The sequence below is a fragment of the Brevibacillus panacihumi W25 genome, assembly GCF_000503775.1.
In the GTDB taxonomy this organism is placed as follows: domain Bacteria; phylum Bacillota; class Bacilli; order Brevibacillales; family Brevibacillaceae; genus Brevibacillus; species Brevibacillus panacihumi_A.
Genome location: NZ_KI629786.1, coordinates 207501 through 221684 on the forward strand (window position 1 = coordinate 207501; position 14184 = coordinate 221684).

16 protein-coding genes are annotated in these 14184 nt (G+C 51.4%); 1 reads left to right on the forward strand and 15 read right to left on the reverse strand.

Annotated elements, in window-relative coordinates; genetic code table 11:
- Positions 1 to 133 precede the first annotated feature (133 nt).
- The 11 genes from lysS to T458_RS50625 form a co-directional block, all read right to left on the reverse strand.
- Positions 134 to 1657 (reverse strand): lysine--tRNA ligase, encoded by a 1524-nt coding sequence (gene lysS, locus T458_RS50585; RefSeq protein ID WP_023558792.1) that lies wholly within the window; start codon positions 1655 to 1657, stop codon positions 134 to 136.
- Positions 1658 to 1765: 108 nt separating this feature from the next.
- Positions 1766 to 2242, reverse strand: coding sequence for a transcription elongation factor GreA (greA, locus tag T458_RS50590; protein ID WP_023558794.1), 477 nt, complete (start codon positions 2240 to 2242; stop codon positions 1766 to 1768).
- A 205-nt stretch (positions 2243 to 2447) separates the two neighbouring features.
- Positions 2448 to 3476 carry a tRNA dihydrouridine synthase DusB gene (dusB, locus tag T458_RS50595; protein WP_023558796.1) on the reverse strand — a complete coding sequence of 343 codons (1029 nt, stop codon included), beginning with the start codon at positions 3474 to 3476 and terminating at the stop codon, positions 2448 to 2450.
- Between the two features lie 77 nt (positions 3477 to 3553).
- On the reverse strand, positions 3554 to 3766 hold the full coding sequence (locus T458_RS56685) for a helix-turn-helix domain-containing protein (protein WP_031306174.1): 213 nt from the start codon (positions 3764 to 3766) through the stop codon (positions 3554 to 3556).
- Positions 3718 to 4248 carry a 2-amino-4-hydroxy-6-hydroxymethyldihydropteridine diphosphokinase gene (gene folK / locus T458_RS50600; protein ID WP_023558797.1) on the reverse strand — a complete coding sequence of 177 codons (531 nt, stop codon included), beginning with the start codon at positions 4246 to 4248 and terminating at the stop codon, positions 3718 to 3720. The genes T458_RS56685 and folK overlap by 49 nt, the downstream gene beginning before the upstream one ends.
- Positions 4248 to 4616 carry a dihydroneopterin aldolase gene (gene folB, locus T458_RS50605; RefSeq protein ID WP_023558799.1) on the reverse strand — a complete coding sequence of 123 codons (369 nt, stop codon included), beginning with the start codon at positions 4614 to 4616 and terminating at the stop codon, positions 4248 to 4250. The genes folK and folB overlap by 1 nt, the downstream gene beginning before the upstream one ends.
- Positions 4609 to 5796 (reverse strand): dihydropteroate synthase, encoded by a 1188-nt coding sequence (gene folP, locus T458_RS0129330; RefSeq protein WP_023558801.1) that lies wholly within the window; start codon positions 5794 to 5796, stop codon positions 4609 to 4611. The genes folB and folP overlap by 8 nt, the downstream gene beginning before the upstream one ends.
- 55 nt (positions 5797 to 5851) lie before the next feature.
- Positions 5852 to 6697, reverse strand: coding sequence for an aminodeoxychorismate lyase (gene pabC / locus T458_RS50610; protein ID WP_023558803.1), 846 nt, complete (start codon positions 6695 to 6697; stop codon positions 5852 to 5854).
- Positions 6698 to 6744: 47 nt separating this feature from the next.
- Positions 6745 to 7455 carry a twin-arginine translocase subunit TatC gene (gene tatC, locus T458_RS50615; RefSeq protein WP_031306176.1) on the reverse strand — a complete coding sequence of 237 codons (711 nt, stop codon included), beginning with the start codon at positions 7453 to 7455 and terminating at the stop codon, positions 6745 to 6747.
- Between the two features lie 7 nt (positions 7456 to 7462).
- Entirely contained in the window at positions 7463 to 7666 is a 204-nt protein-coding gene (locus T458_RS50620) for a twin-arginine translocase TatA/TatE family subunit (RefSeq protein ID WP_023558807.1), read from the reverse strand.
- An 18-nt stretch (positions 7667 to 7684) separates the two neighbouring features.
- A complete protein-coding gene (locus tag T458_RS50625) occupies positions 7685 to 9322 on the reverse strand; it encodes a PhoX family protein (protein ID WP_023558809.1) in 1638 nt (545 codons plus the stop codon).
- A 222-nt stretch (positions 9323 to 9544) separates the two neighbouring features.
- Between T458_RS50625 and T458_RS0129335 the strand changes: the two genes are divergently transcribed.
- On the forward strand, positions 9545 to 9886 hold the full coding sequence (locus T458_RS0129335) for a YmaF family protein (RefSeq protein WP_051410132.1): 342 nt from the start codon (positions 9545 to 9547) through the stop codon (positions 9884 to 9886).
- 148 nt (positions 9887 to 10034) lie between these two features.
- Here T458_RS0129335 and pabA read toward each other — a convergent pair whose 3' ends face one another.
- From pabA to T458_RS50645, 4 genes are all read right to left on the reverse strand, one after another.
- The gene (gene pabA / locus T458_RS50630; RefSeq protein WP_023558810.1) at positions 10035 to 10625 is read right to left on the reverse strand and encodes an aminodeoxychorismate/anthranilate synthase component II; all 591 of its coding nucleotides are present in this window, start codon (positions 10623 to 10625) and stop codon (positions 10035 to 10037) included.
- Positions 10622 to 12136 carry an anthranilate synthase component I family protein gene (locus tag T458_RS50635; RefSeq protein WP_051410140.1) on the reverse strand — a complete coding sequence of 505 codons (1515 nt, stop codon included), beginning with the start codon at positions 12134 to 12136 and terminating at the stop codon, positions 10622 to 10624. The genes pabA and T458_RS50635 overlap by 4 nt, the downstream gene beginning before the upstream one ends.
- A gap of 123 nt (positions 12137 to 12259) precedes the next feature.
- On the reverse strand, positions 12260 to 13192 hold the full coding sequence (gene cysK, locus T458_RS50640) for a cysteine synthase A (RefSeq protein ID WP_023558813.1): 933 nt from the start codon (positions 13190 to 13192) through the stop codon (positions 12260 to 12262).
- A gap of 78 nt (positions 13193 to 13270) precedes the next feature.
- Positions 13271 to 14173 carry a peptidyl-prolyl cis-trans isomerase gene (locus T458_RS50645; protein WP_023558815.1) on the reverse strand — a complete coding sequence of 301 codons (903 nt, stop codon included), beginning with the start codon at positions 14171 to 14173 and terminating at the stop codon, positions 13271 to 13273.
- Positions 14174 to 14184 lie beyond the last annotated feature (11 nt).

Consider the following 14184-nt stretch of genomic DNA (forward strand, 5'->3'; position numbering starts at 1 on the left):
TCGCTCCATCACTCAACCATCTGACTTGAAAAGCACTCATCATCGGCGAGCAAGAAATAATATAACACCAAAACAAGTTCAATGCAAGTGAAAAAATAAAAGTCGCTTGAAAAATATCAAGCGACCTCTTCATTTAGTCTCTCGCACGCATATGTGGGAAAAGCAAGACATCACGAATAGATGGCGAGTTCGTCAACAGCATAACCAGTCGGTCAATTCCGATCCCCAGACCACCGGTTGGCGGCATGCCGTATTCCAGCGCTTCAATAAAATCCTCATCCATGTCATGCGCTTCGTCATTCCCAGCTTCTTTTTCCAACAGCTGCGCTTCAAACCGCTCGCGTTGATCGATCGGATCGTTCAACTCTGTAAACGCATTGGCATGTTCACGCGCGACAATAAACAATTCAAAACGATCCGTGAAGCGCGGATCTTGCTCGTTTTTCTTAGCCAATGGAGAAATTGCCACCGGATGACCATACACGAAAGTTGGCTGAATCAGCGTATGCTCCAGTTTCTGTTCAAAGAATTCGTTTACGACATGACCAAACGTATGGTGAGGTTCCACGGTCACTCCATGCTCCTTAGCCAATGCCCGCGCCTCATCATCACTCATCTCCTGCCAGAAATCCACGCCCAGGTTTTCCTTGATCAGGTCAACCATGTGAACACGGCGCCATTGTGGTGTCAAGTCGATAACATGTCCCTGATACTCAATTTTCATTGTGCCTAACACGTCCTGGGCGATATGGGCAATCATTTCTTCCGTCAGCTTCATGATGTCCTGGAAGTCAGCGTATGCCTCATACAGCTCAATCATGGTGAACTCGGGATTGTGGCGTGTGGAAATTCCCTCATTGCGATATACCCGCCCAATCTCGTACACCTTCTCCAAGCCGCCTACGATCAAGCGCTTCAGATGCAGCTCGATGGCGATCCGCATATACAACTGCATGTCCAACGCATTGTGGTGCGTGATAAACGGACGAGCAGATGCACCGCCGGCGATGGCGTGCAGGGTCGGAGTCTCAACTTCCAGATAGCCAAGGTTGTCCAGGTAACGACGCATCGAGGTAAGAATCCGACTACGCGTCATAAAGGTTTGGCGCACTTCCGGATTGACGATTAGATCGACGTACCGCTTGCGATAACGAGTCTCGATATCTTTTAAACCGTGGTATTTCTCTGGCAGCGGACGCAGCGACTTGGTGAGATAAGTCAATTCCTTCGCCTTGACACTCAACTCGCCTGTCTTGGTCTTGAAGATCACCCCGGATACGCCTATCAAATCGCCAATATCACTGAGGTCGAAAACTTTTGCGGCTTCCTCCCCCACTGTATCCTGACGCACGTAGATCTGGATCTGTCCAGAGCGGTCAAGCACTTGAGCAAAACTCGCCTTCCCCATTTTGCGCTTAGCCATGAGGCGACCTGCAATGGTGACGACTGGTTCTTCTGCTTCCAGCTCTTCTTTGGATTTTTCACCATAAGCCTTTACGATGTCCTCAGCATGATGGGTTTGAGCGAACTTTTTGCCAAACGGGTCAAATCCCCATTCGCGAAGTTGATCCATCTTGTCGTGACGCACTTGAAGCAGCTCATGAAGCCCTTCCTGTTGTTCCAATTCACCTTGCTGCACGTCTTGCTCGTTTGCCATAACCTTTCACTCCTCTTAAAAGATGCCTGAATTAGTAAATTTGGGCAGACGGGTTTAAATAGCGATACGGCGTACCTTTATAAAAAAGGTACGCCACGGAAGTCCTGCTTACAGGGAGATATCGAGAATTTCGTACTGAATCACGCCAGCCGGGACTTGCACATCCACTACCGCGCCCTTTGCCTTACCCAATAGTGCTTGCCCTACTGGGGACTCGTTGGAAATCTTGTTGTTCATCGGGTCAGATTCAGCAGATCCTACGATTGTATAATCCACAATATCGCCAAACTCCAGATCCTTCAATCTTACTTTGGAGCCTACGCTCACCACACCGGTATCTACGTCCTCATTGGTGATAATTCGTGCGTTGCGAAGCATTTTCTCCAGTGTAAGAATACGTCCCTCGATAAAAGCCTGTTCGTTTTTCGCTTCCTCGTATTCAGAGTTCTCACTGATATCGCCAAAGCTGATCGCTTCTTTAATCCGAGCAGCTACTTCCTTGCGTTTAACCGTTTTCAAATCTTCAAGCTCTTGTTCTAACTTTGCTAACCCTTCTGGTGTCAAGATCACTTCTTTTTCAGACATGACTCAATTCCCCCGTTTATAGATAATTCCATTCGTGCTGGGTTAAAGTACGAATGATTATATGTAGTTGTTTTATGCATTATACAGTCGATTGCTAACTCTCGTGAGGATTCATAGGTAAAGCTGCCAGGTTGAACTGGCAGCTCGGTTCCCGATATTACGGCATATTATAGGATATGAAGGAACCCTTGTCAATGTCTGGGTGTTAGTAGCGAATTGCCTCTTCACGGGCGGATTCCAGAGGCTCCTCCATATCATCTCCGTAGTTTTCTACCCATTCGACATAATCATTGATAATCCGACGGAGTTCCTCTTCCGTCTCCACTGCATTGATCAAATTCTTGGTATGCGTAGCGCCCCTCAGGCCTTTCAAATACCAGGCTGCGTGCTTGCGCATTTCCAATACGCCTACGCGCGGCCCTTTCAAGGCAATCAACCGCTCCGCATGCAACAGGCAAATGTCCATTTTTTCCCGTACGGAAGGCTCACCCGGCAAATCTCCCGTAGTCAGGTACTGAATCGTCCGGTACAGCATCCACGGATTACCCAGTGCTGCACGTCCGATCATGACGCCGTCGCAGCCAGTGGTATCGAGCATGCGACGAGCATCCTCAGGAGTGGCGACATCCCCGTTCCCGATCACCGGAATGGAGACCGCTTCCTTGACCTTGCCAATCCAGCTCCAGTCCGCATGTCCCTTGTACATTTGCACACGTGTGCGTCCATGAATGGCGACCGCCTTGGCACCGGCTCGTTCTACAGCTCGGGCATTATCCAATACAAACAGATGCTCTTCATCCCATCCCAGTCTCATTTTCACTGTGACAGGCTTTTCAACGGCATCGACGACAGCCGAAACGACCTCATAAATCTTGTTCGGGTCCAGCAAAAGGCGCGCTCCTGCATCACAGCTGGTAATTTTCGGAACAGGACAACCCATATTGATGTCGATAATGTCGGCATTGGTATGCTGGTCGACATATTTCGCGGCTTGTACGAGGGTCTCCCTGTCACCGCCAAAAATTTGCAGGCTGAGCGGTTTTTCCCGTTCATCCACGTACAACATGTCCATGGTCTTCTTGTTGCCGTGGACGATTCCTTTGTCACTCACCATTTCAGCACAGACCAAGCCCGTGCCAAATTCTTTGGCGATCAAGCGAAAAGCAGGGTTGCAGACTCCTGCCATCGGAGCCAAAACCACGTTGTTTTTTAATTCGATGTTACCGATTTTCATCTATAAAACCTCCTATCTGCAAAATCACCCGCCGCATGCGAGCGGTTGCCTGGAGAGGGAATAGCCCATCCATTCCATCATGCATTATTTATATCACATAATTCTTCTACATCGATTTGTAAAGTACTGGCGATCTTCCGTAGAACTGGCTCCGTCGGGACTCGAGTTCCACGCTCCAACGACCCTACAAAGGAGAGCGACACTCCCAGCTTTTCCGCCAGTCCTTGCTGCGTATACCCTTTTAATTTTCGGAAGGACCGGATTCGGTTTCCCAGTCGATTGTTCCCCACTTTCGTACCCCCTTCTGATCCTCCGACAAATATGAAAGATAATGAGAAATCGTCTGATTGAAAATCGGCAGAGCCCCGCCCTTCCAGACGTCATTCAATGGTACGAGCACAAAAGCCCGTTTTGTCAGCTCCGGGTGGGGGATGCGCAAATGCTCCAGAGAAATGCTGCTCTCCCCGTACAGCAACAGATCAATATCAATCGTACGCGGTCCCCAGCGGATGGTGCGTACACGGCCCAGCTCCTGCTCGACTAAGAGTGCGGCCGACAGCAATTGCTCAGCAGACAGCTCTGTTTGCACGGCGATGACCATATTCAGAAAAGCGTCTTGATCCACATAACCGACCGGATCGGTCTCGTACACATCCGAAATCTGCAATACGCGAATCCCCGGGTGTGCATCCAGCCGGGTAATCGCCTGTTGCAGATGGTCCGCACGATCTCCGAGATTGGACCCAAGCGCCAGGTAAGCGCGAACTGTCATCAGCGAAAATCCTCTCTTTTGCGCGTCATCTCGATGGCTACCGAATCATAATGCCCGTTAATCGGCGGGTTCGGCTTCGTAACCTTGACTTTTACTTCTGCCAGCGGAAACTGGTGCAGAAGCTTTTCTGCAATGTTCGCAGTCAAAGCCTCCACCAGCTTGAAGCGCTGACCCTCCACGATCTGCTGAACACTGGAGAAGATCTCCGCGTAATTGATCGTATCATTCAGGTCATCACTTGCCCCCGCCTTGGAAAGGTCTGCAGAAAGCGCAAGATCGACATAAAAACGTTGTCCCAGCTCTGCCTCCGCTGCAAAAACACCGTGGTATCCGTAGAATGACATGCCGCTGAAGTAGATTTTATCCAACGTGTACGCCTCCCTTGACCATTGCGTCCATCATCGTGGTCACGCGCTTCATTTCTTTGACGTCATGCACCCGGACCATGTGGCATCCTTTGGCGACGCCCAGCGCCACTGTCGCCGCCGTTCCTTCCATTCGTTCATCCACCGGAAGGTCCAAGACATGTCCGATCATTGATTTTCGCGAGGTAGCCAACAAGACAGGAAAACCAAGTCCGACCAGATCGTCCAGCCTTCTCATCGTCTCCAGATTTTGTTCCAGAGACTTGGCAAATCCGATGCCAGGATCCAGGATAATCTGGTCATGGCGCACCCCTGCCTGGAGCGCAATCTGTACGGATTCTCGCAAGTCTTTGACAAAATTGGCGAAGAAGTGCTGATAATTCCGGTCTTCCCGATTGTGCATCAAAATAATCGGCACCTGGTGGCGTGCGGCGACCTCCGCCATGCGCTTGTCCCGTTTGGCGCCCCAGATGTCATTGATAATATGTGCGCCTGCCTGTACCGCTCGATCCGCCACTTCTGCTTTATACGTATCAATCGAGAGCGGCACCTGAAGCTCGGTCGACAGAGCGCGAATAATCGGGAGGACCCGATCCATTTCCTCGGCTGCATCTACTGGCTCTGATCCCGGACGAGTCGATTCGCCGCCGATGTCAATCAAATCGGCACCCGCCTCAACCATATGACGGGCCTGCGCGACCGCCTGATCCAAATCTATATACCGTCCACCGTCCGAGAAGGAGTCCGGCGTGACATTCAAAATTCCCATCACCAGCGTACGCTCGCCCAAGGGCAGCACATGAGGACCGCATACCAGCCTGCGGCGTCGGTCCAGCTGTTCGCGCATAGCCAAGGCTTCCCGTATCTCCTCCGCTGCCGCATACATCCTCTGCTCCTCGTTGGATAAGCGTTGCAATGCCAGCTCCAACTGGGAACGTGTAGCTAAAAGCAAGGCTTCCAGCTCATCTCCAGGATGACCCGAAAAAATGGCTTCTCCACCGCACGCTTGCATGGTTTGACGCAAAAAATGAGCCTCTTCCCATGTGAGGCCCTCCAAATGGATCAGCATATTCTCACCATATTGAGCCAACTGCTCCGCTAGGGGAGAAACAATTCCTCGTTTGGACAGCTCTGATACACGTTCCCTGTGCTGGGCCTGGATCAGGAATGGATTGTACTTCATCTTTCTAACTACTCCCTTTACCGTCTTGGCATGTTGATTAGTAGCATACCATAAGTCAGCCGTTGCCCGCTACAGACTCACGGTAGGCGCGGTGCAGTTTGCTCGTATGCTCCCCGTAGCAAACCGGAACTCTTTTTCCATCTATTTCACTGACAGGAACCATCTCCTGCACAGAATTGGTCAGAAATACTTCTTCAGCTCCCAACAGCTCTTCCAATCGGTATTTGCCTTGCTCCACAGACATGCCAAGCCTTTGCGCCAGCTGCAACACATGCTGCCTGGTAACCCCGCCCAAAATTCCCGTATCGAGCGAAGGCGTGTAGAGACAGCTATTTTTCACCCAAAAGAGATTGCTGACGATCCCTTCTGCCACATACCCTTCTGCGGTCAAAAACAACCCCTCCGCATCTGTACGCGGTCCCAGCTCCTGCTTGGCCAAGGCGTTATTCAAATAGTTGTGGGATTTGAAGCGCTGATGTCCTTCTGCGGTCTGTCGCGCGAGTCTTAGAGTCTGCAGTTTTTTGGGAGCAGGAGGAATAGTCAAGGCCGCGACTGGCTTGACGAAAATAAACAAGGAAGGACGCTCGTAACCCTCCGCTGCCAATCCGACTCCTTCCTCTCCTGCCGTCACGCTAAGACGAACGTAAGCGTCAGACAGTCCGTTGGCAGCTACGGTCTGCAAAACAGCCTGGGCCAGCTCATCCGAGGTCCACGGAGCCGAAATGCGCAACGCCAAAAGCCCGGATTGAAGCCGGGCGTAGTGCTGGTCCCACAAAAACAGTTGGCGGTCGTACACGCGCATCGTCTCAAACAAGCCAATTCCGTATAAAAAGCCGTGGTCCATTACGGAAACCACGGCTTCATGAGCAGGGCAGATAGATCCGTTTACATAGACATGCATGTTCGTTCTCTCCCGATATGATCAATACATCCATCATATCATACATTCTACGAGGTGAGCGCTGTCTCCTCTGCGCGCTTGCGGTGAATGAAGCGGGAGATGGCGATTGAACATTCGTACAAAAACAGCAGCGGCACAATAACCAGCACATCGGAAAGCAAATCCGGCGGCGTGATCGTAATGGATATCACACAGAGGATAAAATAGGCTGGCTTCCGCATTTTCGCCAGCCGATGCGGATTGACGATGCCTAGATGGCTGAGAAAAAGCACGATGACAGGCATCTCGAACAGCAGGGCAAACGGCAGGCAGAGATGAAACATGAACGTAAAGTAGTCATTGGCTGTAATCACCAGGTCAAAATTGCCGTTGGACAGGCCCAGAACGAACTGATACGTCATCGGAAACAAAATGAAATACGCAAAGGAAAGGCCCAGCAAAAAAAGGATAAAGAGGGCGGGAATGTACATCAAGGCTACCTTTTTCTCCCGCTCCCGCAAGGCAGGTACGACGAATTTCCATATCTGGTAGGCAGCGACCGGGATCGTCACCGCAATCGCTCCTACCGCTGCCAATTTGACATAGATCGACAAAATATCGCCGGGCCCCAAAATCGCCAGTTTTTCCCCAGAACGCCGCGCAAGCTCCTGATAGATGGTATCTACAAACAGGAAGCAAAGCACCAGGCTGCCGAGAAATGTGGCCAGCACTATCATGATGCGGCGGCGCAAATCGGTCAGATGCTCAAAAAAAGGCATCTCCTGTCTAGTTGACACGTTTTGTTGTTTCCTCCCCGTTTTTCGCCAAATCCGCATCATCGTCTTTGGTCAAATCCCTGGCCGCTGTTTTAAACTCGGTCAAGGTACGGCCAAAAGCACGGCCAATCTCTGGAAGCTTGCTGGGTCCAAAAATGACCAGCGCAATGACCAGAATTAAGATGAGCCCAGGAATTCCGATACTCGACAACATCTTCTGCTACACTCCCTCCTAGAACCCGTTGATTGCGATCACGCTAGGCAAAGCTACATGACTTCCGCCTTTGGGCCAGTGACTGGTCGGCTTGTCGTATGTCTTGAGATTTTCTCCCGGATGCTGGACAGCAAGGAACAAGGTTTTCTCATCCGGCGTGAACCAGGGTCCCGTCATTTCCGAACCGACCGGGCCAGAAGCGAATTGAACGGCTACACCCTTATTCTCTCCCGCTGTCGGAATGAAAAATACACCATTGTTGCCAAAAGACTGATAGATTCCCGTATTGGTTGACGAAGAAGAGATGTCTGTCACGACCCACAGATTGCCGGCACTGTCAAAAGCCATATTGTCCGGTGCGGAGAAGCCGCTTTGCGGACCACCTGTTGCGAAGATTTCAAAGGTGAATTCTTCCCCGGCATGCTGATTGTCTTTTTCGAACAGACGCACGATTTGGCCGTAAAAATTGCCGTGGCTGCTGTTGTTTGTCAGCGCGATAAACACGGAACCATCGATCGGGTGGACTTCCAGGTCCTCAGGACGATCCATCGGCGTAGCGCCCACTGCCTTCGCTGCATCGCGGCAATTGATCAGAACATCTGCCTGGGAAGCAAACAAAGGTTTTCCGTCCTTGGCTGCCTTTTGCAATGCTTCATTGGTAGCCAGATCCAACGAAATCCAGGTGCCTTTTCCAAAGTTGGCGACATACAGGGTGCCATCTTCCAGCAGTCTGGAATTGGCCTTGCCAGCCTTGGGATCATACTTTCCTTTGGAGACGTATTTGTACACGTACTGATCTCGCGCGTCATCCCCCATATAGACGACCAGCTGTCCTGTGGAGGCCAAGACCATTGCCGTATTTTCGTGCGAGAAACGACCGAGTGCTGTATGTTTTTTCGGAGTGGATTTTGGATCGAACGGATCGACTTCTACCACCCAGCCGTAATGTCTGGCATCCTCCAGCTTGCAGTCTCCCACGACATCCATATAGTTTTCCTCGCAGGAGAGGATGGTGTTCCACAAGGTTACGCCGCCGGAGCAGTTGGCGAAGGTCCCGGTTACCTCCTTGGCGATGCTCGCTGCAGGTCCTGTCAGCACGTGCTTGGTCAAGCCGCTGACACGTCTGCCGTATGTAGAATCAGAGACGAGCTTCCATTTGCCGTTCTGTTTTTTGATTTCAATGACCGAGCCACCCAAGGCGTACAGGTACTTCTGGATTTGCTCAGGCGTACGCTTGTTGTCTTCAGCATCAGCGCCGAGATAGTCGTAGCCGTTCACGTAGTATTCCAGCTCGCCCAAGTATTCGTGGTTCACCCACAGCAAGCCATGCTCGGGGTTGCCTTCGATTGGCAGAAAACAAGTAAAGTCGTTGTTGAAGCCGAATGTATCGCCTGCAGGGTTGATCACATCGCCATAAGAGGCGATGACATCGTAGGTGTAGCCTTTTGGCAAGACAACATCATCCTTGGTCGTAGGTTGAATCGGCGAAAATTTTGGATTGAAATGGCTCGCTTTGGTCTCCAGTCCAAACAAGTGATCCGCTGTTCTGCCGGAAAGTGGTCCCGCCGCCAAAGCCGGAATCCCTGTAGCCAGCGAAGCCAATGCTGCTGTTCCCGCTCCCAGGTAAGTCAAAAATTGTCGACGATTGACGTCCATCTTCATCGCTCCCTTTTTCTTGGTTCTGTATCTCATCCTAATTCGATGGTACAGAAGCGACGTCAAAGGAGCGTTAATTCCCTATAAAGAAAGTGTAAATAATTGATTCAAGAAATGGGCGAATTTCATATGCGTATTTTGGGATGGAACCCACTCCGCGGAATGGGTATACACATAGAAATACATTGTGTTCAAGGATAGGGAGGTCGAAAGGAGGGTTTTATGTTGAATAAAGAGCATAGCCACTCGTTGCGCTTTGTAAGAATTGTCGATACTCCAGGCCATCTTCACGATTATGATACAAACACGAGTGTCAGTGAGCGGCACCGTCACCGAATGCGGGGGAGAACGTCGCCTCCAGAAGGTGCGGAGAATCAGCATGTCCATTATTATGAAGGCACTACCTCGTATGATGATGGACATGTGCATTACTACAGTGGCTGGACAGGTCCGCCTATTCCCTTGCCGGACGGAAATCATTATCATGAATTTTCGGGGCGAACCACGTATGATGACGGTCACACTCATTCCTACCAGGGTTATACCAGTGAGGCATTTCTGTAAAATCAGAGCTTCATGCAGCCAGGCTATTGATATTTTTACTCAGTAGCCTGGCAAAACCACTCGATGAACCTTTCACTCTCTCCGCAAATAAAAAACCGCCTGATCATCCAGACGGTCTGCTTCTTATATGGTGCAATTCTTTATCCGATCATCCGATTGTGCTGGCTTTGCGCTCATACGCGGTGAGGAAATTCTTCAATAGCTGCTTGCCATGCTGAGTGATGATCGATTCAGGGTGAAACTGGACCCCCTCGATCGGGTAATCGCGGTGACGAACGGCCATAATTTCCCCATCTGCCGTCCGGGCGGTCACTTCCAGCTCATCTGGCAGCGATACCTCCTCCACGAGCAGCGAATGGTAGCGTGCTGCCGTAAACGGCGAAGGAATGCCTTGAAAAATGGTTTTGCCATCGTGAAACACATCCGATGTTTTGCCATGCATCAGCCGCTCGGCGCGAACAACTTTTCCTCCGAACACCTGCCCGATGGATTGATGCCCCAGACAAACGCCCAAGATCGGAATGTTTCCGGCAAAATGGCGAATCACATCCATACTGATCCCCGCTTCATTAGGCGTGCACGGTCCGGGAGAGATCATCAGGTAGTCAGGATTCAATCGCTCGATCTCTTCCAGCGTAATCTTGTCATTGCGGTACACCTGCAGCTCCTCACCCAGCTCCCCTACATACTGGACCAGGTTGTAGGTAAAAGAATCGTAATTATCAATCATCAAAATCATCGTACACTCGTCTCCTCTCGGCTCTTCTTGCTCTGCTCGCTCCACTCAAGTGCTTTCCACAATGCTTCTGCCTTTTTCAATGACTCCGCATACTCTGCCTCTGGCATAGAGTCGATCACAATTCCCGCTCCAGCCTGTACATGCGCTAATCCGTCCTTGACTACCATGGTGCGGATCGCGATGTTCAGCTCGACATCTCCGTTGAACCCAAACCACCCGATTGAGCCAGTGTAGACGCCTCTTCGGACGGGCTCCAGCTCATCGATGATCTCCATCGTTCTGACCTTCGGCGCCCCTGTGATGGTTCCTCCGGGAAAAGCAGCCGCTACAGCATCGAACGCATCCCTACCGTCAGCCAACTCCCCCTGCACATGCGATACAATGTGCATGACATGAGAGTACTTTTCGACGACCATAAACTCGCTGACCTCTACGCTGCCATACCGGCATACACGACCGATGTCGTTTCGCTCCAGATCGACCAGCATCACATGCTCGGCACGTTCTTTTTCGTTGTCGATCAGTTCACGAGCCAATTCCTGGTCTTCTTCGTCGTTTTGCCCGCGCGGTCGGGTCCCGGCGATTGGTCGCGTGTGTACCTCCCTGCCCTTGACCTTGATCAACAATTCAGGCGAAGCGCTCACCAACTGAAATTCCGGAAAGCTGAGGTACCCCATGTAAGGAGAGGGATTCAGCTTGCGCAACACGCTGTAGACCTCTGGGGCTGTCACCTGGATCGGTTTGCTTTGGCGTACGGAGAGATTGACCTGGAACACGTCTCCCTGCGAGATATAGGCTTGGACGCGTCTCACGGCTTCCTCGAACTCCGCCTGCTGCCAGGATACATCCGCCGGAGCAGATGCCTGTATCGGCAGCTTGCGCAAGCTCTCCCAATCCGTGCTGTCCTCTCCCACGGTCAGTTCGGTCAACATCTCGGCGCGCTGTCTGACGCGCTGGACGGCTTCGTAATAGGACTCCTCGGTCATTTGATCCGATGCCAGATGGGTCAGACAGATGACTTCCCGGCGTTCATGATCAAAGGCTATCAAATCTTTCATTATCATAACATAGAGATCAGGGAGCTGTAAGTCATCTTCAGCCGACTGCGGCAAGGTTGGTTCAAAAAAACGGTTCATCTCGTAGCTCATATATCCGACCGCGCCTCCGGAAAAGTCGGGCAACTCGGAGATGACAGGGGTACGGTATTGGCTTAGTACGACTCGCAAGGCCTCCAAAGGATCGGACACCTCTAGATCGGTCACCCCTCCATTCGGATCAATCAGTACGGCGCTTCCCTGCTTGCTTTTCAATGTCGCCACGGGCTGAAAAGCCAAGAAGCTGTACCTGCCGGCTCGTCCGCTTTCCAAGAGAACGGCGTCTTGCAAGGACGGCTGCAGGGTTTGCAGCACATGCCACGGGTCCACCTGGCTGGGCCATGGAACACGCACCGCCAATGGGACGTATGGGTAGGATCGGGAATAAGTCAGACAATCAGCATAGATAGGAAAGATCATGGCTTTTCACGCTCCGCTTTTACAAGTCTTATGCCCGTAAATTATATCCTCTTCCCGTACAAAAAGAAATGACCACATCCAGGCTCGATAAAAGCCGGATGTGGCCGTATTCGAATTCGATTAATCTTCAAACTGGTAAAGCGGTGTGGAAAGATAGCGTTCCCCATTGCTAGGAATGACGACAATCACGTTTTTCCCTTTTCCGAGCTGTGCCGCCACTTTCAGTCCGGCGTAAATAGCCGCACCGGACGAAATTCCTCCGAGAATGCCTTCCTGGCGTGCTACACGGCGAGCGGTCTCAAACGCATCTTCGTTTTCAACGGCAATGATTTCGTTGTAGATATCCGTATCCAAAATTTCTGGCACGAAGCCGGCACCAATTCCCTGGATCTTGTGCGGTCCTGGCTTTCCGCCCGACAGGACAGGGGATGCCGCTGGTTCTACCGCTACGATTTTGACGTCCGGATATTGCTCACGCAGCACCTGACCGGCACCTGTAATCGTTCCACCCGTCCCGATACCAGAAATGAATGCGTCTACGCCCCCGATCTGCGCAGCCTGTTCCAGCAGCTCCCGTCCTGTAGTCTCGCGATGAATCGCAGGATTGGCAGGGTTGTTAAACTGTTGGGGAATGAAGTAATTGTCGTTCTCACGCGCCAGCTCCTCCGCTTTGCGGATTGCGCCGCCCATTCCCTCACTGCCTGGTGTCAGCACCAATTCCGCTCCGTAGGCACGCAGCAAATTGCGCCGCTCCATACTCATCGTCTCTGGCATGACCAAAATCGCACGGTAGCCTTTGGCAGCTGCGACCATCGCCAAGCCAATCCCGGTGTTTCCGCTCGTCGGTTCAATGATCGTCGCTCCAGGCTTTAACTTTCCTTCTGCTTCCGCTGCTTCGATCATAGCGAGAGCGATACGATCTTTTACACTGCTGCCCGGATTAAAGAATTCCAATTTTAGGTAAATATTTGCCATATCTTCGTTGACGACTCGATTTAATTTTACCAATGGTGTATAACCGATCAGATCTGTGATGGAATTGGCCACACGCACGTGTCATTCCTCCTCTTCAATTGCCGAGTAAAATACTAGGTTTTATAGGTCTTATTATAGCAATCGCCGCCCAAATGGTCAATGCGGCATTTGCCCATTTGTCTCGACTCCTGCTGATTCCCGCAAGCGTTCCAAGATCGCATCCAGCGATTCCACTTGGGCAAAGGCGATCTCTTCGCGCAATTCGTCTTTGACCTGATCGTACGTAAGCTGCTTTGCTTCCCTGCGCTCCACGACCTCATAGATGACGTACTCCTCTTCCTGCTTGACGGGAGGGCTGACTGTTCCCTTCTTCAAATCAGCCAACAGCTTTTTCGCTTCATCCGTCAGATCTGATTTTTCCAGCGTGACCCACCCCATGTTCCCGCCAGCTGCTGCGGTGGCGTCATCGATCGAGCGCTCTTTTGCCAAGGTCTGAAAGTTAGCGCCTTGTTTGAGCTCTGCCAGCACTCGATCTGCTTCTTCCCTGGAGGCTACCGCGATCTTCCTGAGATGCACCTGCAACGGCTGTACAAATCGCTCGGGATTATTATGGTAAAAGGCCTGTATCTGATCTTCCGAGACGGTTACCTCCTGAGTCGCCAGTTCACGCAGCAACAGTTGGTAGGTGATCTCCCTGGTAAGTGCCTCGATTGTGGTTCCGGCCTGCTTCTTCAATGCCTGCTCAAATTCCTCGTCGGTCTGACTTCCATAGCTTTCACGAATTTGTTCCAGCTCTTTTTTCAGTCTTTCGGGATTGACCGTGACGCCGAGGCGTTGTGCCTCCTGAAACACCACTTCCCGATTAATCATATCCTGCAGGACCTGCTGACCGTACTTTTCCTTCAATGCAGTTACCCATTCAGCATCCGTGATCGTTTTCTCCCCTACGACTGCAGCCGTCTTCAGCTTGCCGGAAGACTGGGACCACGACCACGTCACCACCATTAAAAGCACCACTAGTGCGCCGACGAATGTCCACAACCCTTTGCCGTTGGTCATGCCACCCTCCC

Excerpts from the sequence above, each read along its gene's own strand:
- dusB (WP_023558796.1), bottom strand. The coding sequence starts at position 3,476 with ATGAAAATCGGTAACATCGAATTAAAAAACAACGTGGTTTTGGCTCCG.
- T458_RS50620 (WP_023558807.1), bottom strand. The coding sequence starts at position 7,666 with ATGTTGTCGAGTATCGGAATTCCTGGGCTCATCTTAATTCTGGTCATT.
- tatC (WP_031306176.1), bottom strand. The coding sequence starts at position 7,455 with ATGCCTTTTTTTGAGCATCTGACCGATTTGCGCCGCCGCATCATGATA.
- T458_RS0129335 (WP_051410132.1), top strand. The coding sequence starts at position 9,545 with ATGTTGAATAAAGAGCATAGCCACTCGTTGCGCTTTGTAAGAATTGTC.
- pabA (WP_023558810.1), bottom strand. The coding sequence starts at position 10,625 with ATGATTTTGATGATTGATAATTACGATTCTTTTACCTACAACCTGGTC.
- folP (WP_023558801.1), bottom strand. The coding sequence starts at position 5,796 with ATGAAGTACAATCCATTCCTGATCCAGGCCCAGCACAGGGAACGTGTA.
- greA (WP_023558794.1), bottom strand. The coding sequence starts at position 2,242 with ATGTCTGAAAAAGAAGTGATCTTGACACCAGAAGGGTTAGCAAAGTTA.
- lysS (WP_023558792.1), bottom strand. The coding sequence starts at position 1,657 with ATGGCAAACGAGCAAGACGTGCAGCAAGGTGAATTGGAACAACAGGAA.
- T458_RS50625 (WP_023558809.1), bottom strand. The coding sequence starts at position 9,322 with ATGGACGTCAATCGTCGACAATTTTTGACTTACCTGGGAGCGGGAACA.
- T458_RS50645 (WP_023558815.1), bottom strand. The coding sequence starts at position 14,173 with ATGACCAACGGCAAAGGGTTGTGGACATTCGTCGGCGCACTAGTGGTG.
- folK (WP_023558797.1), bottom strand. The coding sequence starts at position 4,248 with ATGACAGTTCGCGCTTACCTGGCGCTTGGGTCCAATCTCGGAGATCGT.
- pabC (WP_023558803.1), bottom strand. The coding sequence starts at position 6,697 with ATGCATGTCTATGTAAACGGATCTATCTGCCCTGCTCATGAAGCCGTG.